Here is a 22,331-nt window from a genome sequence, read left to right as displayed (position 1 = left end):
CCGGCGTCGCCGTGCTCACCTCGGGCGGCGACACCGTGCACGCGGCGGTGCCCGGCGACCCCGCGCTCGTGGTCGCGACCCCGGGCGCCGAACCCGTCGCCGAGGGCGGGTACGGCGCGGCGCTGCTGTTGGACGCGTGGGCGCTGTTGGGCCGCCAGGACCTGCGCGCCGCCGAGGACGCGCTGCGGCGCTGGATGGCGGCCACCGCGCTGGTGCGTCCGCGGTCCGACGGTGGCGTCGTCGCCGTCGTCGCGGACTCGGCGATCCCGACCGTGCAGGCCCTGATCCGCTGGGACCCGGTGGGGCACGCCGACGTCGAGCTGGACGCGCGCGAAGAGGTGGGCCTGCCGCCCGCGGTGCACATGGCCGCCGTCGACGGCGGCGCGGCGGCGGTGTCGGCACTGGTGCACGCCACCGAGCTGCCCGACGGCGCCGACGTGCTGGGCCCCGTCGACCTCCCGCCGGGGGCCCGCAGGCCGGCGGGGGAACCGACCTCCGAGCCCGTGACGCGGATGCTGGTCCGGGTGCCCCGCCATCACGGGCTCGACCTGGCCGCGGCCCTGCGCAGGGCGGTCGCGGCGGGCAGCGCCCGCCACGACCAGCAGCCGGTGCGGGTGCAGATCGACCCGCTGCACATCGGGTGACCGGCGGGCCCGTCGACCGAGTGGGAACCTGGCGACGCATCTGCGCGGGTTCGCGTCGCCAGATTCCCACTCGGCGAGGCGGCTGCGGCACTTAGGGTGAGCGGCAGTCCGGGCCGGGGGAGCGAGGAGGTGACGTGCGCCGCGTCGTCGCATGGTCGCTCACGCTCGTGGTCGTGGCCTTCGGACTGCTGTGGCCCGTGCTGTTCGCCGGGTTCTTCACCACGGGTTCGACCGGGGCCCCGCCCGCCGACGACCCCGTCGTCATCACCGACTACCGGGCGGCGTTCACGGTGACGGCCGCCGGCGATCTCACCGCCACCGAGACGATCACCGGCGACTTCCCGCCCGCACGGCACGGCATCTTCCGCTACTTCGACGTCACCAACCGCAACGACGCGTCGGCGCGGCAGCCCCCGCGGATCACCTCGATCCTCGTCGACGGCAGCCCCGCCGACTACCAGCTGCTCTCCGAGAGCTGGGACCGCTTCCGCGTCGCGAAGATCGGCGACCCCGACGTGACGCTGAACCCCGGCCCGCACACCTACGAGATCCGCTACACCGTCGCCGGCGTCCTCGACCCCGGCGCCACCGGTGCCCAGAGCCGTTTCGCCGGCCAGGTGGGCGACCCGGGCGGCGCCGCCTCCACGTTCTTCTGGAACGTGCTGGCGCCGTCGTGGAACAACCGCATCGAACGCTTCCGGGCGACGGTCACCCTGCCCGCCGCCGTCACCGGCGCGCAGTGCTCGGTGGGCCTGGGGGTGGGCAGCCCCTGCACCGGTCTGACCGTCGACGGCGACACCGTCGCGTTCGGTGCCACCGACCTGCCGCCGCGCACGCCCGTCACGCTGCGCGCGGGCGTCGACGTGCCGACGCCGCCCCGGCTGTCGCTGCCGTGGAGCCAGCCCGCCGACCGCGTCTTCGGCCAGTCGGTGGTGACGGTGGTGTGGGTCGCCGCCTTCACCGTCGCCGCGGCCGCGCTCGGATACCTCTGGAACCGCACCACCGTCGAGCCCGCTCCCGGCTTCCCGGTGCAGTACGAACCCCCACCCGGGCTGGGCCCGGTACAGGTGGAGTTCATCCGTACCGAGGCCGTGCCCGACAACGGGCTCACCGCGACGCTGTTCCACCTCGCCGAACACCGCTTCGTCGAACTGCACCGCGACCGCGACGAGCAGTGGACGGTACGCGGCATCGCCTCGCGCAAGGACTGGATCGACCTCGACCCCGTCGCCAAGGCGGTGGGGGCGGCGCTCGAGATCGACACCCGCGACAGCAGGTTCACGGCCAAGAAGACCGCCTCGGCGGGCAAGCGTCTGGACACCGCCAAGGACGACCTCGAGGCCGCCGTCCGGAAGTGGGCGTTCGACGGCGGTCTGCTGGTCAAGCGCAGCAGCGAGCTGTGGGTCCGCACCGCGAGCGCGCTGGCCTTCGTCCTCGCCCTCTGCGGCTTCCTGCGGTGGGGCTTCCCGGCGACCATGTGGGGCCTGCCGTTCGCGGCGTTCTTCCTGGCGACGGTGTCGAGCTGGCGCGCCGGCGTGGGCACCAGGCGTACCGAGGCCGGCCGCCAACTGTGGTCGCGGGCACAGGGTTTCCACCGCCTGCTGAGCACCGACTCGGCCGAGACCCGGTTCGACTTCGCCGCCCGCAAGGACCTCTACACCGCCTACGTGCCGTTCGCGGTGGCCGCGGGCGTGGCCGCCGCGTGGGCCGAGAAGTATCAGACCGCCACGGGAACCGTTGCCCCGCAGCCCCAGTGGTACGGCACGTCCTCGGGCACCACCTGGGCGGCGGTGAACGAGGCAGGCACGGCGAACTTCGACGACTTCGACTCGGCGCTGTCGTCGTCCATCGACGCCTACACGGCGTCGCAGTCCTCGTCGTCGAGCAGCGGCGGCAGCAGTGGTGGCGGCTTCAGCGGCGCGGGTGGCGGGGGCGGCGGCGGAGGAGGTGGTGGCTCGTGGTGACCGGTCTGCTGGTTCTGGTCCTGGTGATCCTGGTAGCCGTGTTGATCGGTTACGTGCTGGGCTACAACAAGATTCGCGCCGCGAACGTGCGCGTGGCCGAGGCCCTGTCGGGCATCGACGTCGAGTTGACGCGGCGCGCCTCCCTGATCCCCAGCCTGGTGCACGTGGTGCAGACGTTCACGACGCACGAGCAGCGCATCGTCGACGAGGTGACGCGCGCCCGCACGGCGTTGACCGCGGCGACGGGCGGGTCCTCGGTGGCCGAGCGCAGCGCAGCCGACCGCGACCTGGGCCACGCGGTGTCCGAGGTCGTCGCCCTCGGCGCCGCGTATCCGCAGCTGACGTCGTCGCAGAACTTCGTCTCGCTGCAGGAGAGCCTGGCCGAGACCGAGAATCGGCTGGCCTTCGCCCGGCAGTACTACAACGACGCCGTCGCCACGTTGAACAAGACGCTGGGCACCATCCCGTGGACGTTCGTCGCCCCGTTCACCGGCGTCGGCGAGCGCGAGTACTACCAGCTGCCCCGCTAGCCGTACCCTCATCGGACATGCGCATCGTCTTCGCGGGTACCCCAGAGCCCGCACTCCCGTCCCTGCGCCGGCTCGTCGACTCGCCGCGCCACGACGTCGTGGCCGTGCTGACCCGGCCCGACGCCGCGGCGGGTCGCCGCGGCAAGCCTGCGCCGTCGCCGGTCGCCGCGTTCGCCCTCGAGGCGGGCATCCCGGTGCTGCGGCCGGAACGGCCCAACGACGACGAGTTCGTCTCGCAGCTGCGCGATCTGGCCCCCGACTGCTGCGCGGTGGTGGCCTATGGGGCGCTGCTGCGCGAGGGTCTGCTCGGGGTGCCGCCGCTGGGCTGGATCAACCTGCACTTCTCGCTGCTGCCGGCGTGGCGGGGCGCGGCGCCGGTGCAGGCCGCGATCGCCGCGGGCGACCCGGTGACCGGGGCGACGACGTTTCGAATCGAGCCGAGCCTGGATTCGGGTCCGGTCTTCGGCGTGGTGACCGAGACCATCCGTCCCACCGACACCGCGGGCGACCTGCTGGGCCGGCTCTCCGAGTCGGGCGCCGAGTTGCTGGAGCGCACCCTCGACGGCATCGCCGACGGCTCGCTGCAGGCGGTGCCGCAGCCCGCCGACGGCATCACGTTCGCCCCGAAGATCACGGTCGACGAGGCCCGCGTGCGGTGGGACCGGCCCGCACTGGCGGTGGATCGCCACGTCCGCGCCGTGACGCCCAACCCGGGCGCGTGGACCATGATCGGTGACCTGCGGGTCAAGCTCGGACCGGTGACGGTCTCGGCCCGAGACCCCCTGCCTCCCGGCAGGATTCAGGCCGACAAGGGGGGAGTGCACGTCGGCACGGCATCGGCGCCGGTGACGCTGGGCTGGATCCAGCCGCCGGGCAAGAAGCCGATGGCGGCCGCCGACTGGGCGCGCGGCGCCCGTCTCGACGACGCGGTGACGGCGTCGTGAGCGGCCCCGGCAAGCGTCCCGCAGATCGCTCCGGGGGCCGCCCCGCAGACCGTTCCGGCAAGCGCCCCGCGAACCGGGCGCCGCGCGGCCCGCGTCGCACCCCGCTGGATCCCGCTCGCCGCGTCGCCTACGACGTGCTGCGCGCGGTGTCCGAGCGCGACGCCTACGCCAACCTGGCGCTGCCGGCCATGCTGCGCGACCGTGACGTCACCGGCCGCGACGCGGCGTTCGCCACGGAGCTGACCTACGGGACCTGCCGCAGCCTCGGCCTGCTGGACGCCGTGATCGTGCACGTGGCCGGCCGGCCGGCCGACCGCATCGACCCGGTGCTGCTGGACCTGCTGCGGCTGGGGACCTATCAGCTGTTGCGCACCCGCGTGGACGCCCACGCCGCCGTCGACACCACCGTCGACCAGGCCGCCATCGAATTCGATTCGGGCCGAGCGGGTTTCGTCAACGGCGTGCTGCGCACCATCGCCTCGCGCGACGAGGCCTCCTGGGTGGCCGAGCTGGCGCCCGACGCCGCCGGCGACCCCGTCGGCCACCTGGCCTTCACGCACGCCCATCCGCGGTGGATCGCCCAGGCGTTCGCCGACGCGCTGGGCGCCGACGCCGGTGAACTCGGCGCGCTGCTCGCCAGCGACGACGAGCGCCCCCTGGTGCATCTGGCGGCCCGCCCGGGGGCGATCTCCGCGGCCGACCTCGCGGCGGCGGTCGACGGTACCCCCGGCCGGTTCTCGCCGTACGCGGTGTACCTGCCGGGCGGTGACCCGGGGCGGTTCGCGCAGGTGCGCGACGGCGCGGCGCAGGTCCAGGACGAGGGGAGCCAGCTGGTGGCGCGGGCCCTGACCCTGGCGCCGGTCGAGGACGACGGTGGCCGCTGGCTGGACCTGTGCGCGGGCCCGGGCGGCAAGACCGCGCTGCTGGCGTCGATCGCCGCCGAGCACGGCGCCCGGGTGACGGCCGTCGAGCCTGCGCCGCACCGCGCCGAACTGGTGGAGCAGAACACCCGCGGGTTGGACGTCGAGGTGCTGCGCGTCGACGGCCGCGAGACCGGTTTGGCCGCCGGGTCGTTCGACCGCGTCCTGGTCGACGCGCCGTGCACCGGTCTCGGTGCGCTGCGGCGCAGGCCGGAGGCGCGCTGGCGTCGGCAGCCGGGTGACGTGCCGCCGTTGGCGAAGCTGCAGCGCGAGTTGCTGGCGGCGGCCATCGCGCTGACCCGTCCCGGCGGGGTGGTGCTGTACGCGACGTGTTCACCGCACCTGGCCGAGACCGCGGGTGTGGTGGCCGACGCCGTGCGCAGGCAGCCGGTGCGGCCGCTCGACACGTGGGCGCTGTTCGCGCCGGTGCCGCCGGGAAGCGGTGAGTCCGTGCAACTGTGGCCGCATCGGCACGGGACGGACGCGATGTTCGCCAGCGCCCTCCAAGTAGTGTGACGCGCATGTCAGCACCCCTGATCGCCCCGTCGATACTGTCCGCGGACTTCGCCCGACTCGCCGAGGAGACCGCAGCGGTGCGGGGCGCCGACTGGCTGCACGTCGACGTGATGGACAACCACTTCGTGCCGAACCTGACGCTGGGGCTGCCGGTCGTGGAGAGCATCCTGGCCGCGACCGACATCCCCGTCGACTGTCACCTGATGATCGAGGACCCCGCTCGCTGGGCGCCGCCGTACGCCGAGGCGGGTGCCTACAACGTGACGTTCCACGCCGAGGCCACCGACGATCCCCGTGCGGTCGCGCGTGACATCCGCGCCGCGGGCGCCAGGGCGGGACTGTCGGTCAAGCCGGGCACGCCCATCGAGCCGTACCTGGAGATCCTGCGCGACTTCGACACGCTGCTGGTGATGTCGGTCGAGCCCGGGTTCGGGGGGCAGAAGTTCATGCCGGAGGTGCTGTCGAAGGTCACCGCGGTGCGACGTCTCGTCGATGCGGGCGAGCTGACCGTGGTGGTCGAGATCGACGGCGGCATCAACGCCGACACCATCTCCGCGGCGGCGGAGGCCGGCGTCGACTGCTTCGTGGCGGGTTCGGCGGTGTACGGCGCCGACGACCCCGCGGAGGCGGTGGCCGCGCTGCGCCGACGCGCGGCGGCGGCATCGGCACACCTGGCGTGACCGCCCCCGAGGCCGCGATGCGGCTGGCCATCGAGGCGTCGGAGGCGGTGAAGGGCACGACGTATCCGAATCCGCCGGTGGGTGCGGTGATCCTGGACCGCGACGGCGACGTCGCCGGGGTGGGCGCGACACGGCCGACGGGCGGGGAGCACGCCGAGGTGCTGGCGTTGCGGGCCGCGGGCGCGCGTGCGGCCGGGGGTACGGCGGTGGTGACGCTGGAGCCGTGCAACCACCACGGACGCACGCCGCCGTGCGTCGACGCGCTGCTGGCCGCCGGGGTCACGGAGGTGCGGTATGCCGCGTCCGACCCGAATCCGGTGGCCGCGGGCGGCGCGGACCGGTTGACGGCGGCCGGCGTGCGGGTGCAGGCGGGCGTGCTGGCCGACGAGGTCACCGGCGGTCCGCTGCGGGAGTGGCTGCACAAGCAGCGGACCGGGCGTCCGCACGTGACGTGGAAGTACGCGGCGAGCGTCGACGGGCGCAGCGCGGCCGCCGACGGCACCAGCCAGTGGATCACGGGGGAGGAGTCCCGCGCCGACGTGCACCGTCGCCGCAGCGTGGTCGATGCGATCGTCGTCGGCACCGGCACGGTGTTCGCCGACGACCCCACGCTGACGGCGCGGCTGCCCGGCGGTCTGCTGGCCGATCATCAGCCGCTGCGGGTGGTGGTGGGGATGCGCGAGATCTCCTCGGATGCCCGGGTGCTCGACGACGACGCCCGTACGATGCTGATCCGCACCCACGACCCGGAGGAGGTCGTGCGGATGCTGGGCGACCGCACCGACGTGCTGCTCGAGGGGGGCCCGACGCTGGCCGGGGCGTTCGTCCGGGCGGGTCTGGTCGACCGCATCCTGGCGTACGTGGCGCCCATCCTGCTCGGTGGCCCGTGGGCGGCGGTCGACGACGTCGGGGTGGCGACCATCGGCGGCGCCCGCCGCTGGCGGTTCGACGGCACCGAACGCTTCGGTGCGGACCTGCGGCTGAGCCTGGTGCCGGCGTAGCGCGTCCGGTGGGGCACGGTCGACCTCACAGTGGCGCGTGCATTGTGAAGGTGGTCACGGTGCTTCGTGTCGTGTTGGGTCAGTCGTTACCGGTTCGAGACCAGCGCGGGCGTGCGAGGGACCCGTCGAGCCATTCGACGCCCGTAGAATAAGGGGGCCGTCCGGGTCGTCCGGACGCCCCGCGCCTTGCCAACGACGTTCGAGCGCATCAGAGCACGAGCAAAGGACCGATGAGCATGACCGTCCTCCAGGACTGGCTCAGCATTCGCCCGGTCGATCAGCGCGCCTTGGTCAACCTGGTCTGCCGCCCATTCCGGGCCGTGCTGGCCTCGGGATCGACTCCCGACACCCGCCAGTTCACCCTGCAGCGCCCGGGCATCGAGCGCTGCTGACCCAGGTCACCGCTGCGTGCGGATGACCCGGGTCGCGGGATCGTCCGTGGAATCCTCGGCGGGACCCTCGTCGTCGGTGAAGTGGTTGACGGTCTCGTCCTTGCGGCTGATGAACAGTCCCAGCACGGCGCCCACGATGCAGACCACCATGGTGATCCCGAAGATCTCGCCGTACTGCAACGCGTAGGCCTCGATGGAGGCCTTGGCGACCCGGCCTGCGGCGGCGACCATCATGCCGCCGGGACTGTCCGCGCTGGGGGCCGGCTGGGCCGCCAGCCGCTCCTGCAGGAACTGGTTGAACCGGTACAGGCCCCACGCAGAGAGCGCGGCGACGCCGACGAGCATGCCCGTCATGCGGGCGACGACCACCAGCGACGAGGCGATGCCGTGCTGCGGTGCCGGGACGACGCGCAGTGCGGCCGACGTGAGCGGCCCGATCACGATGCCGAGCCCGAAGCCGGCCACGATGAGGTCGACGTCCATGGTGGGCAGGCTGAACAGGCCGAAGTCGTGCCGGGCCGACGGCAGGTCGACCGACCAGTGGGAGATGAGCCAGTAGCCGAATGCGGCGATCAGCAGGCCCACGAAGGCCACGGCGCGATCGCCGACGCGGCTGGCCACCCAGCCGCCGATGAGCGCGCCGACGGGCAGCGCGACGAGGAACCGCATCAGCAGGAACGCCGCCTGGTTCTGGTCGAGCGACAGCACGGCCTGCCCGAACAGCTCGACGTTGACGAGCGTGACCATGAGCGCGGCGCCCGCGGTGAAGGACGCGCCCAGCGCGCACAGGAACGGCCGGAAGTGCACGCCCACCGGGTCGATGAGCTTGGTCTTGGCGATCTTCTCCCACACGAAGAACGCGACGGTGGCCACGGCGGCGATGATCAGCAGGATCCAGCCGCCCTCGGGCAGCACGCGCTCGCCGTCGGGCGCCGGGTTGTACAGGCCGAACACGACGAGCACCAGCACGATCGCGAGCAGGACGCCGCCGACGACGTCGATCTTCTCCGGTGGCGCGTCGGACTTCTGTTTGGCGGGGACGCTGAAGTGGATCATCACCATGGCGACGACGGCCATCGGCACGTTGATCCAGAAGACGTCGCGCCAGGTGTTGAGGGCCGTGACGACGGCGATGCCGTAGAGCGGGCCCAGCACGCTGCCGAGTTCCTGGGCCGCGCCGATGCCGCCGAGGACGGCGGCGCGCTTGCGCTCGGCCCACAGGTCGGCGGCCAGGGCCAGTGTCACCGGCAGCAGGGCGCCGCTGGCGGTGCCCTGCACGATGCGCCCGATCACCAGCATCGTCAGATCGTCGGAGAGCGCCGTGACGATCGATCCGACGGCGAAGCCGGCGAGGCTGACCTGCAGCAGCAGCTTGCGTCCGAAGCGGTCGGAGGCGCGGCCCAGCAGTGGCATGGCCGCGATGTAGCCCACCAGGTAACCCGTGATGATCGGCGCGACGCGCTGGATCTGGTTGATGGGGATCTGGATGTCGACCATGACGTCGCGAATGATCGTGATCACGACGTAGGTGTCGAGCGCGCCCAGCAGCACGGCCAGGCCGCCCGCGCTGATCGCGATGCGACGGCTGGTCGCGGCCTTGCCCGGGGTGGCAGCGCCCGACGTCGCGGACTTGCCGGCGGCGGGCGCGGCGCCGCCGGCGGCGTCGTGGCGGCCCATCAGGCCGCGGGCTTGGTGACGGTGACGGCCTTACCCCAGTCGGACAGCGTCATCTGGATGCTGGTGCCCGGCGTCGGCTCGATCTTGACCTGCTGCAACTGGTGGTCGCCCTCCTCCTGGATCCAGGCGGTGGCGGGCACCGGGCCGGAGGCCTTCAGCTGCGGGGCGATCTTGTTGACCGCGTCGGCCGTGGCGGTGCCCGTGACGCGCACGCTGTCGACGCCGCCGATGTTCTCGCGGCCGTCGGACTTGGCGTCGGTGATGCTGGCGAGCAGGTTGGCCAGCCCGGTGTCGGGGTTGAGGATCGCCGAGACGTCGTAGATGTCGGCGGCGGGACCGAAGTTCTGCCAGCTGTTGGCGGTGATGGCGCCGTAGAGGGTGTTGTCGGCGACGACGAACTGCACGCCCTCGAGCTTCTGGCCCAGGAACACGATGTCGGCCTTGCCGGCGGCGGCGACCGCGGGGGTCAGCGTGAGGTCGCCCTCGAGCGAGGCGATGGGCAGTTCCTTGATCTCGCCGGTGGTGGTGAGGACGAGGTGCACGCTCTGCTGCGCCCGGGTGGTCTGGCTGGAGTCCTTCAGCAGCGTCGCCGCGTCGGGGAGCGGGGCGTCGGACTGCTTCGACGACGAGCACCCGGCGACCAACGCCAAGGTTGCCAACAGCGCCGTGAACAGGGTTGCGAGGACGGCAAGACGTGGACGCTTGTGCATGCCTTGCATCGTAGAGGGTTGCCGTGGGCGCGCCCGGTCCACGGTTCGCGGCGGGGTCTCGGCGGTTGACGCGTGTTCACGCGATTAGCCTGGTGGCGTGTTCACGGGAATCGTCGAAGAGTTGGGGGAGATCGTCGCGAAGGAGGACCTCGCCGACGCGGCGCGGTTCGTCATCCGCGGCCCCGTGGTGACCGCCGACGCGGGCCACGGTGACTCGATCGCCGTCAACGGCGTGTGTCTGACCGTGGTGGCGGTGCTGCCCGACGGCGCCTTCAGTGCCGACGTGATGGCCGAGACCCTGAACCGGTCGAGCCTGGCGGGCGTCGGCGTCGGCAGCCGCGTCAACCTGGAACGCGCCGCCGCGCTCAATGGCCGCCTGGGCGGTCACATCGTGCAGGGCCACGTCGACGGCACCGGCCACGTGGTGTCGCGCACCCCGTCGGAGCACTGGGAGGTGGTGCGCATCGCGCTGCCCGCCCACCTCGCCCGCTACGTGGTCGAGAAGGGGTCGATCACCGTCGACGGGGTGTCGCTGACGGTGTCGGCACTGGGCCCCGACTACTTCGAGGTATCGCTGATCCCGACCACGCTGGGCATGACGACGCTGGGCCACGCGGAGGTGGGCACCCCGGTGAACCTGGAGGTCGACGTGATCGCGAAGTACGTCGAACGGCTCCTCGGCGAGCGCGCCGCCGGCTGATCCGGTCACATCGTGGGGCGCTGCGACACGGCGGCAATAACCCATGCGTCCCAGTGGTTCATACTTGTGTCGGTTCACATGGTCCTGGGCGGACGGCGAGCAGTCGTCGCGGCCGCCCCTTCGAAGTAGGTGACTGAAGATGACGAGGCTTGATTCCGTCGAACGGGCGATAGCCGACATCCAGGCGGGCAAGGCCGTCGTCGTCATCGACGACGAGGACCGCGAGAACGAGGGCGACCTCATCTTCGCCGCCGAGAAGGCGACGCCGGAGCTGGTGGCCTTCATGGTGCGCTATACCTCCGGCTACCTGTGCGTGCCGCTGTCCGGCGAGGTGTGCGACCGGCTGGGTCTGCTGCCGATGTACGCGGTCAACCAGGACAAGCACCAGACCGCCTACACCGTCACCGTCGACGCCAAGGCCGGCGTGGGCACCGGCATCTCGGCGTCGGACCGCGCGACCACGATGCGACTGCTGGCCGATCCCACCGCGGGCCCGGACCAGTTCACCAAGCCCGGGCACGTGGTGCCGCTGCGCGCCAAGGACGGTGGCGTGCTGCGCAGGCCGGGCCACACCGAGGCCGCCGTCGACCTGGCGCGGTTGGCCGGGCTGCAGCCGGCAGGCGCCATCTGCGAGATCGTCAGCCAGAAGGACGAGGGCTCGATGGCGCAGACCGAGGAGTTGCGGGTCTTCGCCGACGACCATGGCCTGGCGCTGATCTCGATCGCCGACCTCATCGAATGGCGCCGCAAGCACGAACGTCACATCGAGCGCGTGGCCGAGGCCCGCATCCCCACCCGTCACGGTGAGTTCCGTGCGGTGGGTTACACCAGCATCTACGACGACGTCGAGCACGTGGCGCTGGTCCGCGGCGACATCGCGGGGGAGGACGGCAGCGGCCACGACGTGCTGGTGCGCGTGCACTCCGAATGCCTCACCGGTGACGTGTTCGGGTCGCGGCGCTGCGACTGCGGCCCCCAGCTCGACGCGGCCATGGCCATGGTGGCGCGGGAGGGTCGCGGCGTGGTGCTCTACATGCGCGGCCACGAGGGGCGCGGCATCGGGCTGCTGCACAAGCTGCAGGCCTACCAGCTGCAGGACGCCGGCGACGACACCGTCGACGCCAATTTGAACCTGGGCCTGCCCGCCGACGCCCGGGACTACGGCATCGGTGCGCAGATCCTGGTGGATCTGGGCATCAAGTCGATGCGTCTGCTCACCAACAACCCGGCCAAGCGCGTCGGCCTGGACGGCTACGGCCTGCACATCATCGAGCGCGTGCCGCTGCCGGTCCGGGCCAACGCGGAGAACATCCGCTACCTGATGACCAAGCGCGACCGCATGGGACACGACCTGACCGGTCTCGACGACTACGACGAGGCCGTAAAGGCCGACGGCTACGACGAAGCGGTGTTCCTGCTGGGTGACCGGACGCCCGCGGCCCCGGACGAGAAGGGATCCCTCTGATGAGCGGTCACGGCGTGCCGGAGATGCCGGCCGTCGACGCCTCCGGCCTGCGTCTGGCGATCGTCGCGAGCACGTGGCACGACGCCATCTGCGACGCGCTCCTGGACGGCGCCCTGCGCACGGCCAAGGACAGCGGGGTCACCGAGCCCACGGTGGTCCGGGTGCTGGGTGCCATCGAGATTCCCGTGGTGGCCCAGGCGCTGGCCGCCGACCACGACGCGGTGGTGGCACTCGGCGTGGTGATCCGCGGGCAGACGCCGCACTTCGACTACGTCTGCGATGCCGTGACGCAGGGCCTCACGCGCGTGTCGCTCGACGAGTCGACGCCGGTGGCCAACGGCGTGCTGACCGTCAACGACGAGGCGCAGGCCGTCGACCGGGCGGGCCTGCCCGGCTCCTCGGAGGACAAGGGCGCCCAGGCCGCCGCGGCGGCGCTGTCGACCGCGTTGACCCTGCGGGACCTGCGGCGCTCATGACCGGCGACGGCGCCGCCGGGGACGCACACGGCGGATGGGACCTGGAGGTGCGGCCGCACCTGACGCCCTATTTCGCCTACGGCGCCGCGTTCCTGATCGCGGCGGCGCACATCGCGGTGGGGTTCCTCCTGAAGGTGGGGTCCAGCGGCGTCATCTTCCAGACGTCCGACCAGGTGGGGATCGCGTCGATCGGCATCATCATCGCCGGCCTGGTGCTGCTGTTCGCGCGGCCCCGGCTGCGGGTGGGTCCACAGGGCGTTGCGGTGCGAAATCTGCTGAGCGACAAGCTGATCCCGTGGTCGATGGTGGTGGACGTGACGTTTCCCCCCGGCGCCCGGTGGGCGCGCGTGGACCTACCCGACGACGAGTACGTGCCCGCGATGGCCATCCAGGCCGTGGACAAGGAGCGGGCCGTCGACGCCATGGACCGCGTCCGCACGCTGGTCGCGCGCTACCGCACCGACGTCAGCTGACGTCGAGCCGCATCACCACCTCGCCGTTGCGCGAGGGCCGCGCCGACGCGTCGACGGTGAAGCCGAGGGCCTCGTAGACCGCGAGTGCCGGCGCGTTGCCGGTGTCGACGCGCAAGGTCACCGCGTGTGCGTTACCCGCGCGGGCCCACGACACCGCCTCGGTGAGCAGGTCGTGAGCCAGGCCGCGGCGCCGCGCCGCAGGCTCCAGCCACAACGAGTACAGGTACACGGTGCCGGTGGGGTCGCGCTGCGCGCCCACCAGACCCACCATCCGGTCGTCGAGGACGGCGGCGAACTGGGCGTGCATGCGCAGCCGACGGCGCCACTGCGCGGCGGTGAACGCCGCCTCGTCGCGGTAGTGCTGGTCCTCGACGCCCAGCGCATCGCGCAGCGCGCGCAGGCGCAGCACGGCGAACGCGCGCCAGTCGCTCTCGGCCAGTCTGGCCACCCTCGGTGCGGTCATGCGGCGTCGGCCGGCTCCGTTTCCCTGGTGCGATAGAATGCGCTGATAGTGACCGATTTTCGCACGGCCGTGGCGTTCCCGGGAGTCCCCGAGAACGGTGTACCCGAGAGCGGAGTACCCGAGAACGACGGTGTCCGGCTTCCCGTGACGCAGCTCGTCGCCCACCTCGGTACCAACCCCACCGTCTGCGTCCCCGTCCGCGCCGACGCCCAGGTCGACGCCGCCGCCATCGCGGACCACCTCGCCGAGACCGCGGCCTTCTTCGGCATCGCCATGCCCGCCCCCGAGGTGCTGCGCGCCGCCCTGCAGCACCGTCCGCGGTCGGCGTCCCGGCCCCGCGCCCTGGACGTGCTCACCGTGACGCTGTTCGCCGACGGCGACCTGACGAACGTCGTCTCGCGCTGGGAGCCGGTGACCGCGTGGGACGCGACGCCGGTCCGCATCGCGGGGATGGCGCTGCCGGCGCCGGTGACGGCGATCCCGCAGTGGCAGCGCATGGCGGCCAGGACCACCAGCCACGCCGAGGCGGATCGGGCGCACCGGTGGCTGGCCCACCGCGGATTCGCCGACGCGATCTCGACGACCGCCGCGCACGCGGCGCCGGTGCTCGGCGCGCTGGTGTTCGAGACATCGGCCGGCGTGTGCGGCCTCGACGGTCCCGCGGCGGTCCTCGACCGGCTGGAGTCCGCAGGCGTCATCACGCCGATCGCCCGGGTGACCGCCCGGCCCGCCGACGCCACCGCCGTGTGGTGGACGTCGCCGCGTTTCGAGACGCACCCGGTGAGCGACCTCGATGGCACCCCGTACCCCGTCGGCGCGCCGACGCGATTCCTCCTGGAGCACACGTGAGCGATACGTTCGACCCCGCTGCCTTCTCGGTGTTCGGCATCGACGGCTACGAGCTGACGGGCGGGGTGTTCACCGCGCGGTACTCCCTGCGGGGGCAGGGCGAGTCCTGGGCGTTCGCCGAGGTCGTCGACTTCGGCACCGTCGACGCCACCGGCACCGTCGACTCCGCCCGCACCGTCGACGACCGACTGCTGCGGCTGCTGGCGCTGACGTGCGCCCCCAGCTACTACAAGGCCGCTGCCCCCGGCACCATCGAGATCGCGTTCCCGACCGCCCCGTTCGAGCGCGCCTACCTGGCCGAGCTGATCGCCGGCGGATTGGGCGAGTTCGCCTACCGCAACGGGTTGCCCGACGCGCTCACCCCGGCGATCACCGGCCCCGAGGCCGGCCGCGCGGGGTCCCTTCCATCGGAGGCGTTCGACGCGGACGCCCGGCCGCTGGTGCCGGTGGGCGGCGGCAAGGACTCGGTGGTCACCCTCGAGTTGCTCAAGGCGCTCGGCGTGAACCCGATGGCGTTCAGCGTCAACGAGTTCGCCCCGATCGACCGGTGCATCGAGATCAGCGGACTGGACGGCACGCGCGTGCGCAGGCGCATCGATCCGCTGCTGATCGAGGCCAACGCCCGCGGCGCCCACAACGGGCACGTCCCCGTGACCGCCATCAACAGCGTCATCGGGCTCATCGTCGCCGACGCCCGCGGGCTGGGCCCCGTGGTGTTCTCCAACGAGCGGTCCTCCAACGTCGGCAACGTGTCGTGGCAGGGACGCGACGTCAACCACCAGTGGTCCAAGAGCATCGAGTACGAGACGCTGCTGCGGGAGACGCTGCGTCACAACGGGTTCGACCCCAACCGGTACTTCTCCCTGCTGCGCGCGCTGTCGGAGTCCGAGATCGCCGACCGGTTCCGCCGCTGGCCCCGGTACTTCGAGGCGTTCATCAGCTGCAACCGCCCGTTCGCCCTCGACCCGCAGCGCCGCGCCGCGTCGTGGTGCGGGCACTGCCCGAAGTGCCTGTTCGTGTTCCTCCTGATGGGACCGCGCCTGGGCCGCACCCAACTCGAGAAGATCTTCGGCCGCAACGTGTTCGGCGACGCCGACGTACTGCCGGGTGTCGAGGACATCGTGGGCCTGGGCGCCCACAAGCCCTTCGAGTGCGTCGGCGAGTACTACGAGGCCGCCGAGGCCATGATCGCCCTGCTCGACGATCCGGACTGGGGTGGGCTGCCGGTGGTCGAGGCGGTGCGGGACCGGCGGCCGGAGCTGGTCGCGGTGGCCGCGACGCAGGACACCACGCCCGCAGTGCACTACGTACCCGAGCGCTACGCCGCCGCGCTCGATGAGTGACGCCGAGCTGGCCGGCCGCCGCGTCGGCATCTGGGGCTTCGGCCGCGAAGGCAGGTCGATGGCCCGGATCGCGGCCGCGGCGGGCGCCGCGCGCATCGACGCCGTCGACGACGGTGCCCGCCCGGCGCTCGCCGGTGCCGACGATCCCGCCATCGGCGGGCTGACGGTGCACCGCGGACCGGAGCACCTAGACCTGCTGCGGGCCTGTGACGCGGTGTTCGTCAGCCCGGGCGTGCCGTGGCAGCATCCGTTGTTCGCCGCGCTGCGAGCGTCGGACGTGCACGTCTCCAGCGCGGCGGACTGGTTCGTCACGCGGTGGGGCGCCCAGACCATCGGCGTCACGGGCACCAAGGGCAAGTCGACCACCGCGTCGTTCCTCGCTCACCTGCTGACCACGCTCGGCGTCGACGCCGTGGTGGCGGGCAACATCGGCACGCCGCTGTCGGATCTGGCGCCGACGCCGGGCCAGGTCGTCGTCGCCGAACTGTCCAGCCAGCAGTCGGCGCTGCTGACGGCCTCGCCCGCGATCGCGGTGATCACCAACCTCCACGAGGACCACCTGGACTGGCACGGTGACACCGCGTCGTACTACGCGGCCAAGGCCAACGTGTTCCGGCTCGGCGCCGACGCGCTGATCTGCGTGCCCGACGTCGTCGCCAAGCTCGCCGGGGTGGGCATCGTCGACCTGCCCCCGCGTGTCGTCACCGTCGACCCGGCGGCCGCGCCGGGGCTCACCGGGACGTCGGTGATGGCCTACGCCCACAACGTCGTCAACGCCGCACTGGCCGCCGCCGCGGCACGCGAGCTGGGGTGCACCGTCGACTCGGCGGCCGTGCAGGCGGCCGCCGAGACGTACGCGGGCCTGCCGCACCGACTCCAGACGGTGCGCACCACCGCGGGCATCCGCTGGATCGACGACACCCTGGCCACCACCGGGGAGAGCGTGGTCGCCGCGCTGCGGGCGATGCCCGCCGACGCGCACGTGGCGCTGATCGTGGGCGGCAAGGATCGCCACCTCGACTACTCCGCGGTCGACGACTACCTGTGCGCGGGCGCACGCCGCGTCACGCTCGTCCAGGCGCCGTCCAACGGGGTGCGGATCGGGGAGCGCTTCGCCAGGCAGCGGCCCGCCGACGTGTGCGTGGCCCGTGATCTCGAACACGCCGTGACTTTGGCCGCCGCGGTCCCCGGCGTCGACGTCGTACTGCTGTCACCCGGTGCGGCCAGCTACGACCTGTACGCGAACTACGAGGCGAAGGCGGCGGCGTTCTGCGGCTTCATCGACGCGCTCGGCCGCGGCGCGGGTGGCGAAGACGCGCTCGGCCGCGGCGCGGGTGGCGAAGACGCGTTCGGCCGCGGCGCGGGTGGCGAAGGCGCGCTCGACCGCGGCGCCGAAGGCGCCGTCCCCCCCTCGCACTAACCTGGACCACGTGCCCGATCCAGCGACGTACCGACCCGCTCCCGGGTCCATCCCGGTGCAGCCGGGCGTCTACCGGTTCCGGGACCCGCGCGGCCGCGTCATCTACGTGGGCAAGGCCAAGAGCCTGCGCAGCCGCCTCAATTCCTACTTCGCGGACCTGTCGGCGCTGGCGCCGCGCACGCGGCAGATGGTCACCACGGCGGGCAGCGTCGAGTGGACGGTGGTCACCACCGAGGTCGAGGCGCTGCAGCTGGAATACAACTGGATCAAGGAATTCGATCCGCGGTTCAACATCCGCTACCGCGACGACAAGTCCTATCCGGTGCTGGCGGTCACGCTCGACGAGGAGTACCCGAGGCTGTTCGTCTACCGCGGGCCGCGGCGCAAGGGGGTGCGCTACTTCGGGCCGTACTCGCACGCGTGGGCCATCCGCGAGACGCTGGACCTGTTGTTGCGGGTGTTCCCGGCGCGCACCTGTTCCGGCGGAGTGTTCAAGCGGCACAACCAGATCGGTCGCCCGTGCCTGCTGGGTTACATCGACAAGTGTTCGGCACCGTGCGTCGGCAAGGTCGACGCCGCACGGCATCGCACGATCGTCGAGGACTTCTGCGACTTCCTGGCGGGCAAGACCGACCGTCTGGTGCGCGACCTCGAGAAGCAGATGAACGCCGCGGCCGAGGAGCTGGACTTCGAACGCGCCGCGCGGCTGCGCGACGACATCGGCGCGCTACGCCGGGCGCTGGAGAAGCAGACCGTGGTGTTCGGCGACGGTACCGACGCCGACGTGGTGGCGTTCGCCGACGACGACCTCGAGGCCGCGGTGCAGGTGTTCCACGTGCGCGGCGGGCGCGTGCGCGGCCAGCGCGGCTGGGTGGTCGAGAAGTCCGGCGACAGTACCCAAGCCGGGCAGGAGCACCTCGTCGAGCAGTTCCTCACGCAGTTCTACGGCGACCAGGCCGAGCTGGGTGCCGCCGCCGACGAGGCGACCAACCCGGTGCCGCGCGAGGTGCTGGTGCCGGTGCTGCCGGAGAACGAGGGCGAACTGGCGCAGTGGCTGTCCGACCTGCGAGGCTCCAAGGTGCGACTGCGCGTGCCCGTGCGCGGTGACAAGAAGGCACTCGCGGAGACCGTGCACCGCAACGCGCAGGAGGCCCTGGCGCAGCACAAGCTCAAGCGTGCCGGCGACTTCAACGCGAGATCGGCTGCCCTGCAGAGCATCCAGGACTTCCTGGGTCTGACCGATGCACCGCTGCGCATCGAGTGCGTGGACATCAGCCACGTGCAGGGCACCGACGTGGTGGCCTCGCTGGTGGTGTTCGAGGACGGTCTGCCCCGCAAGTCGGACTACCGGCACTACGCCATCCGGGAGGCTGCCGGTGACGGCAAGTCCAACGACGTGGCCTCGATCGCGGAGGTGACGCGGCGCCGGTTCGCGCGCCACGTCGCCGATGCCGAGGCGCCCATGGTGGCCGAGGGCCGCTCGCGGCGCTTCGCCTACCCGCCGAACCTCTTCGTCGTGGACGGGGGCGCGCCGCAGGTCAACGCGGCCGCCGCGGTGCTCGCCGACCTCGGCGTCACCGACGTCGCGGTGATCGGGTTGGCCAAGCGTCTCGAGGAGGTGTGGGTGCCCAACCTCGACGGCTCGTCGCCGGACCCGGTCATCATGCCCCGCAACAGCGAGGGTCTGTACATGCTGCAGCGGGTGCGCGACGAGGCGCACCGCTTCGCGATCACCTATCACCGCAGCAAGCGGTCCAAGCGGATGACGGCGTCGGCGCTGGACTCGGTGCGCGGCCTCGGTGAGCACCGGCGCAAGGCGCTCGTCGCCCACTTCGGCTCGGTGGCCAAGCTCAAGCAGGCCAGCGTCGAGGAGATCACCTCGGTACCCGGCATCGGCGTCGCCACGGCGAAGGCGGTGCTGGAGGCGCTCGGCGTGCCGCAGGACGCGGCGGTTCCCGACGCCCCCGACGTCCCCGACTCGCCGTCCCCGGGGGATGCCGCGCCCGAGCCGGGCAGTGCCACCGCCGCCACCCCCGACGACACCGGCCTCGACGACACCACCCCCGACGACACGGGCCTCGACGACACCACCCCCGACGACACCGGCCCCGACGACACCGGCCTCGTCGAGAACGTCCCGATCGACGATGATCGGACCAGGACACCGGGGTGAGGGACGACGTGACGGATCGATACGACGGCAAGGGCTACGACGGCAAGGGCTACGAGGGTCAGGGCATGCACGACGGGGAGGGCGGCATCGACGTCGTGCTCGTCACCGGCCTGTCCGGCGCGGGCCGGGGGACGGCGGCCAAGGTGCTCGAAGACCTCGGCTGGTACGTGGCCGACAACCTGCCGCCCGAACTCATCGCGCGGATGGTCGAGCTGGGCCTGAACGCCGGGTCGCGCATCACCCGGCTGGCGGTGGTGATGGACGTGCGGTCGCGCGGGTTCACCGGCGACCTGGACTGGGTCCGCAACGACCTGGCGACGCGCAACATCTCGCCGCGCGTGGTGTTCCTGGAGGCGTCCGACGACATCCTGGTGCGGCGCTACGAGCAGAACCGGCGCAGTCATCCACTGCAGGGCAACCACACGCTGGCCGAGGGCATCAGCGCCGAACGCACGATGCTCGAGCCCGTGCGGGCGGCCGCCGACCTGGTGATCGACACGTCGACGCTGTCGGTGCACGGGCTGCGCGACGCGGTCGAGCGCGCCTTCGGCAGCGAGGTGGTGCCGCACACCAGCGTCACCGTCGAGTCGTTCGGCTACAAGTACGGATTGCCGATGGACGCCGACACGGTGATGGACATGAGGTTCCTGCCGAACCCGCACTGGGTCGACGAGCTGCGCCCGCACACCGGCCAGCATCCGGGCGTCCGCGACTACGTCCTTTCCCAACCCGGGGCGGAGGAGTTCCTCGACACCTACCATCGGCTGCTGGAGGTCGTCATCGACGGCTACCGCAGGGAGGGGAAGCGCTACATGACCGTTGCCATCGGCTGCACCGGCGGCAAGCATCGCAGCGTGGCCATCGCCGAGGCGCTGGCGGGCCGGTTGCAGGGCGGTGACCACCTGACGGTGCGGGTACTGCACCGGGACATGGGGCGCGAGTGACCGCCGGCCGGGACGATCTGCTGCCTCCCGGCCGCATCGTCGCCCTCGGCGGCGGGCACGGGTTGTACGCGACGCTGTCGGCGGCCCGTCGGCTCACCCCGCACGTGACCGCCGTGGTGACCGTCGCCGACGACGGCGGCTCGTCGGGTCGGTTGCGCGGGGAACTCGACGTCGTGCCGCCCGGCGACCTGCGGATGGCGTTGGCCGCGTTGGCGTCGGACAGCCCGCACGGGCAACTGTGGGCCACGATCCTGCAGCACCGGTTCGGCGGCAGCGGCGCGCTGGCCGGGCATCCCATCGGCAACCTGATGCTGGCGGGTCTCAACGAGGTTCTCGCCGACCCGGTCGCCGCGCTCGACGAGCTGGGGCGCGTGTTGGGCCTCAAGGGCCGGGTGCTGCCGATGTGTCCCATCGCGTTGCAGATCGAGGCCGACGTCGGCGGGCTGGAGTCCGACCCGCGGATGAGCCGGGTGATCCGCGGGCAGGTGGCGGTGGCCACCACCGTGGGCAAGGTGCGCCGGGTGCGGCTGCTGCCGAGCAATCCGCCCGCGACGCGGCAGGCGGTCGACGCGATCATGGCCGCGGACCTGGTGGTGCTCGGCCCGGGGTCGTGGTTCACCAGCGTGCTGCCGCACGTGCTGGTGCCGCAGCTGGTGGCGGCGTTGCAGGCGACCACCGCGCGCCGGGCGCTGGTGCTCAACCTGGTCTCCGAACCGGGGGAGACGGCGGGCTTCTCGGCCGAGCGGCACCTGCACGTATTGGCCCAGCACGCACCGGGTTTCACGGTGCACGACATCATCGTGGACGCGGCCGGCGTGCCCAGCGAACGCGAGCGCGAACAGCTGCGCCGGACGGCGGCGACGTTGTCGGCCGCCGTCGAATTTGCCGACGTTTCGCGACCTGGTACACCATTACATGACCCGGCGCGTCTGGCCGCGGCTCTCGAGCGGGTGCGGCTGCGGGGCAGTGCTCCCGGCGGCGCCCCGCAGGAGCCGACGATTCCCACGCCTGCCGTCCGGTCGGTCGACGAGAGGTGACGTTTCCGTGGCGATGACTGCCGAGGTCAAGGACGAACTGAGCCGGCTGGTGGTGAACTCGGTGAGCGCTCGGCGCGCCGAGGTCGCCTCGCTGCTGCGGTTCGCCGGCGGCCTGCACATCGTGGGCGGGCGCGTGGTCGTGGAGGCGGAAGTCGACCTCGGCATCATCGCTCGCCGGCTCCGCAAGGACATCCACGACCTCTACGGCTACAACGCGGTGGTGCACGTGCTGTCGGCGACGGGGATCCGCAAGAGCACCCGGTACGTGGTGCGCGTGGCGGCCGACGGGGAGGCGCTGGCGCGCCAGACCGGGTTGCTCGATCTGCGGGGTCGCCCGGTGCGCGGGTTGCCCGCCCAGGTGGTGGGTGGCAGCGTCGGCGATGCCGAGGCGGCCTGGCGCGGGGCGTTCCTGGCGCACGGCTCGCTCACCGAACCCGGCCGGTCGTCGGCGCTGGAGGTCAGCTGCCCGGGACCGGAGGCGGCACTGGCGCTGGTGGGGGCCGCCCGCAGGCTCGGCGTCAGCGCGAAGGCGCGGGAGGTGCGCGGCGCCGACCGCGTCGTGGTGCGCGACGGGGAGGCCATCGGCGCGTTGCTGACCCGCATGGGCGCGCAGGACACCCGGTTGACGTGGGAGGAGCGCCGCATGCGGCGCGAGGTCCGTGCGACGGCCAATCGGCTGGCGAACTTCGACGATGCCAACCTGCGCCGGTCGGCGCGCGCGGCGGTCGCCGCCGCGGCCCGGGTGGAGCGCGCGTTGCACATCCTCGGCGACACCGTGCCCGACCACCTGTCGGCGGCGGGTCGGCTGCGCGTCGAGCACCGGCAGGCGTCGCTGGAGGAGCTGGGTCGGCTGGCCGACCCGCCGATGACCAAGGACGCCGTGGCGGGCCGGATTCGGCGGCTGCTGTCGATGGCCGATCGCAAGGCGAAGCTCGACGGCATCCCCGACACCGAGTCGGCCGTCACCCCGGATCTGCTCGACGACGAGGCGGATTAGACCCCGTCGCGAC

General features: G+C 72.4%; 21 protein-coding genes and 1 pseudogene. 19 read left to right on the top strand and 3 right to left on the bottom strand.

The genetic code is table 11. The annotated features are described in order from the left end of the window. The 8 genes and pseudogenes from AC30CM_RS17765 to AC30CM_RS17730 all read left to right on the top strand — a co-directional run. Window positions 1–644: pseudogene (locus tag AC30CM_RS17765) on the top strand (primosome assembly protein PriA); the annotation flags it as partial. A gap of 134 nt (window positions 645–778) precedes the next feature. Beyond that, window positions 779–2,608, top strand: coding sequence for a DUF2207 domain-containing protein (locus AC30CM_RS17760; RefSeq protein WP_490118213.1), 1,830 nt, complete (start codon window positions 779–781; stop codon window positions 2,606–2,608). Continuing rightward, window positions 2,602–3,138, top strand: coding sequence for a LemA family protein (locus AC30CM_RS17755; protein WP_490118212.1), 537 nt, complete (start codon window positions 2,602–2,604; stop codon window positions 3,136–3,138). Before AC30CM_RS17760 ends, AC30CM_RS17755 begins: the two co-directional genes overlap by 7 nt. Window positions 3,139–3,155: 17 nt before the next feature. Then, window positions 3,156–4,082, top strand: coding sequence for a methionyl-tRNA formyltransferase (gene fmt / locus AC30CM_RS17750; RefSeq protein WP_490118211.1), 927 nt, complete (start codon window positions 3,156–3,158; stop codon window positions 4,080–4,082). A gap of 104 nt (window positions 4,083–4,186) precedes the next feature. Continuing rightward, complete coding sequence (locus AC30CM_RS17745; RefSeq protein ID WP_490118222.1) at window positions 4,187–5,518, top strand: RsmB/NOP family class I SAM-dependent RNA methyltransferase; 1,332 nt, start codon at window positions 4,187–4,189, stop codon at window positions 5,516–5,518. Window positions 5,519–5,523: 5 nt separating this feature from the next. Next, the gene (gene rpe / locus AC30CM_RS17740; protein ID WP_490118210.1) at window positions 5,524–6,198 is read left to right on the top strand and encodes a ribulose-phosphate 3-epimerase; all 675 of its coding nucleotides are present in this window, start codon (window positions 5,524–5,526) and stop codon (window positions 6,196–6,198) included. Window positions 6,199–6,215: 17 nt separating this feature from the next. After that, complete coding sequence (gene ribD, locus AC30CM_RS17735) at window positions 6,216–7,199, top strand: bifunctional diaminohydroxyphosphoribosylaminopyrimidine deaminase/5-amino-6-(5-phosphoribosylamino)uracil reductase RibD (RefSeq protein WP_490118221.1); 984 nt, start codon at window positions 6,216–6,218, stop codon at window positions 7,197–7,199. A gap of 236 nt (window positions 7,200–7,435) precedes the next feature. Beyond that, complete coding sequence (locus AC30CM_RS17730) at window positions 7,436–7,591, top strand: hypothetical protein (RefSeq protein WP_490118209.1); 156 nt, start codon at window positions 7,436–7,438, stop codon at window positions 7,589–7,591. A gap of 6 nt (window positions 7,592–7,597) precedes the next feature. Here AC30CM_RS17730 and AC30CM_RS17725 read toward each other — a convergent pair whose 3' ends face one another. Continuing rightward, window positions 7,598–9,268: an MFS transporter gene (locus tag AC30CM_RS17725; protein ID WP_490118208.1), complete on the bottom strand. Its 1,671-nt coding sequence runs from the start codon at window positions 9,266–9,268 to the stop codon at window positions 7,598–7,600. Beyond that, window positions 9,268–9,978 (bottom strand): LppX_LprAFG lipoprotein, encoded by a 711-nt coding sequence (locus AC30CM_RS17720; RefSeq protein ID WP_490118207.1) that lies wholly within the window; start codon window positions 9,976–9,978, stop codon window positions 9,268–9,270. The genes AC30CM_RS17725 and AC30CM_RS17720 overlap by 1 nt, the downstream gene beginning before the upstream one ends. A gap of 97 nt (window positions 9,979–10,075) precedes the next feature. Here AC30CM_RS17720 and AC30CM_RS17715 point away from each other — a divergent pair, with 97 nt between their 5' ends. The 4 genes from AC30CM_RS17715 to AC30CM_RS17700 all read left to right on the top strand — a co-directional run bounded on the left by AC30CM_RS17715 (window position 10,076) and on the right by AC30CM_RS17700 (window position 13,092). Beyond that, window positions 10,076–10,678 carry a riboflavin synthase gene (locus tag AC30CM_RS17715; protein WP_490118206.1) on the top strand — a complete coding sequence of 201 codons (603 nt, stop codon included), beginning with the start codon at window positions 10,076–10,078 and terminating at the stop codon, window positions 10,676–10,678. Window positions 10,679–10,817: 139 nt separating this feature from the next. Then, window positions 10,818–12,143: a bifunctional 3,4-dihydroxy-2-butanone-4-phosphate synthase/GTP cyclohydrolase II gene (locus AC30CM_RS17710; RefSeq protein ID WP_490118205.1), complete on the top strand. Its 1,326-nt coding sequence runs from the start codon at window positions 10,818–10,820 to the stop codon at window positions 12,141–12,143. Next, the gene (ribH, locus tag AC30CM_RS17705) at window positions 12,140–12,619 is read left to right on the top strand and encodes a 6,7-dimethyl-8-ribityllumazine synthase (RefSeq protein WP_490118220.1); all 480 of its coding nucleotides are present in this window, start codon (window positions 12,140–12,142) and stop codon (window positions 12,617–12,619) included. The genes AC30CM_RS17710 and ribH overlap by 4 nt, the downstream gene beginning before the upstream one ends. Next, window positions 12,616–13,092, top strand: a complete 477-nt coding sequence (locus AC30CM_RS17700; protein ID WP_490118204.1) for a PH domain-containing protein — start codon at window positions 12,616–12,618, stop codon at window positions 13,090–13,092. Before ribH ends, AC30CM_RS17700 begins: the two co-directional genes overlap by 4 nt. On the opposite strand, the gene AC30CM_RS17695 is transcribed toward AC30CM_RS17700, so the two are convergent. After that, entirely contained in the window at window positions 13,085–13,555 is a 471-nt protein-coding gene (locus tag AC30CM_RS17695) for a GNAT family N-acetyltransferase (RefSeq protein WP_490118203.1), read from the bottom strand. The two genes, AC30CM_RS17700 and AC30CM_RS17695, sit on opposite strands and share 8 nt — an antisense overlap. A 48-nt stretch (window positions 13,556–13,603) precedes the next feature. On the opposite strand from AC30CM_RS17695, the gene AC30CM_RS17690 reads away from it, so the two are divergent. The 7 genes from AC30CM_RS17690 to whiA all read left to right on the top strand — a co-directional run bounded on the left by AC30CM_RS17690 (window position 13,604) and on the right by whiA (window position 22,318). Beyond that, window positions 13,604–14,404 (top strand): hypothetical protein, encoded by an 801-nt coding sequence (locus tag AC30CM_RS17690; protein ID WP_490118202.1) that lies wholly within the window; start codon window positions 13,604–13,606, stop codon window positions 14,402–14,404. After that, window positions 14,401–15,747 (top strand): MurL-like N-terminal domain-containing, encoded by a 1,347-nt coding sequence (locus tag AC30CM_RS17685; protein WP_490118201.1) that lies wholly within the window; start codon window positions 14,401–14,403, stop codon window positions 15,745–15,747. The genes AC30CM_RS17690 and AC30CM_RS17685 overlap by 4 nt, the downstream gene beginning before the upstream one ends. Continuing rightward, a complete protein-coding gene (locus AC30CM_RS17680) occupies window positions 15,740–17,167 on the top strand; it encodes a Mur ligase family protein (RefSeq protein WP_490118200.1) in 1,428 nt (475 codons plus the stop codon). Before AC30CM_RS17685 ends, AC30CM_RS17680 begins: the two co-directional genes overlap by 8 nt. Before the next feature lie 10 nt (window positions 17,168–17,177). Next, a complete protein-coding gene (gene uvrC, locus AC30CM_RS17675; RefSeq protein WP_490118199.1) occupies window positions 17,178–19,340 on the top strand; it encodes an excinuclease ABC subunit UvrC in 2,163 nt (720 codons plus the stop codon). 65 nt (window positions 19,341–19,405) lie between these two features. After that, on the top strand, window positions 19,406–20,284 hold the full coding sequence (rapZ, locus tag AC30CM_RS17670; RefSeq protein ID WP_490118219.1) for an RNase adapter RapZ: 879 nt from the start codon (window positions 19,406–19,408) through the stop codon (window positions 20,282–20,284). Between the two features lie 20 nt (window positions 20,285–20,304). Further along, window positions 20,305–21,321 (top strand): uridine diphosphate-N-acetylglucosamine-binding protein YvcK, encoded by a 1,017-nt coding sequence (gene yvcK, locus AC30CM_RS17665; protein WP_490118218.1) that lies wholly within the window; start codon window positions 20,305–20,307, stop codon window positions 21,319–21,321. Window positions 21,322–21,334: 13 nt separating this feature from the next. Next, on the top strand, window positions 21,335–22,318 hold the full coding sequence (gene whiA / locus AC30CM_RS17660; RefSeq protein ID WP_490118217.1) for a DNA-binding protein WhiA: 984 nt from the start codon (window positions 21,335–21,337) through the stop codon (window positions 22,316–22,318). Window positions 22,319–22,331 lie beyond the last annotated feature (13 nt).

This window comes from Mycobacterium sp. DHQP2018-32-09, assembly GCF_058148405.1.
The sequence above is the reverse complement of the archived record's forward strand: the minus strand, read 5'-3'. Positions and strand labels throughout refer to the sequence as shown.

Coding starts and splice junctions, on each gene's coding strand:
- fmt (WP_490118211.1), top strand. CDS start 3,156: ATGCGCATCGTCTTCGCGGGTACCCCAGAGCCCGCACTCCCGTCCCTG.
- rpe (WP_490118210.1), top strand. CDS start 5,524: ATGTCAGCACCCCTGATCGCCCCGTCGATACTGTCCGCGGACTTCGCC.
- ribD (WP_490118221.1), top strand. CDS start 6,216: ATGCGGCTGGCCATCGAGGCGTCGGAGGCGGTGAAGGGCACGACGTAT.
- AC30CM_RS17730 (WP_490118209.1), top strand. CDS start 7,436: ATGACCGTCCTCCAGGACTGGCTCAGCATTCGCCCGGTCGATCAGCGC.
- AC30CM_RS17725 (WP_490118208.1), bottom strand. CDS start 9,268: ATGGGCCGCCACGACGCCGCCGGCGGCGCCGCGCCCGCCGCCGGCAAG.
- AC30CM_RS17720 (WP_490118207.1), bottom strand. CDS start 9,978: ATGCACAAGCGTCCACGTCTTGCCGTCCTCGCAACCCTGTTCACGGCG.
- AC30CM_RS17710 (WP_490118205.1), top strand. CDS start 10,818: ATGACGAGGCTTGATTCCGTCGAACGGGCGATAGCCGACATCCAGGCG.
- AC30CM_RS17700 (WP_490118204.1), top strand. CDS start 12,616: ATGACCGGCGACGGCGCCGCCGGGGACGCACACGGCGGATGGGACCTG.
- AC30CM_RS17695 (WP_490118203.1), bottom strand. CDS start 13,555: ATGACCGCACCGAGGGTGGCCAGACTGGCCGAGAGCGACTGGCGCGCG.
- AC30CM_RS17680 (WP_490118200.1), top strand. CDS start 15,740: ATGAGTGACGCCGAGCTGGCCGGCCGCCGCGTCGGCATCTGGGGCTTC.
- rapZ (WP_490118219.1), top strand. CDS start 19,406: ATGCACGACGGGGAGGGCGGCATCGACGTCGTGCTCGTCACCGGCCTG.
- whiA (WP_490118217.1), top strand. CDS start 21,335: ATGACTGCCGAGGTCAAGGACGAACTGAGCCGGCTGGTGGTGAACTCG.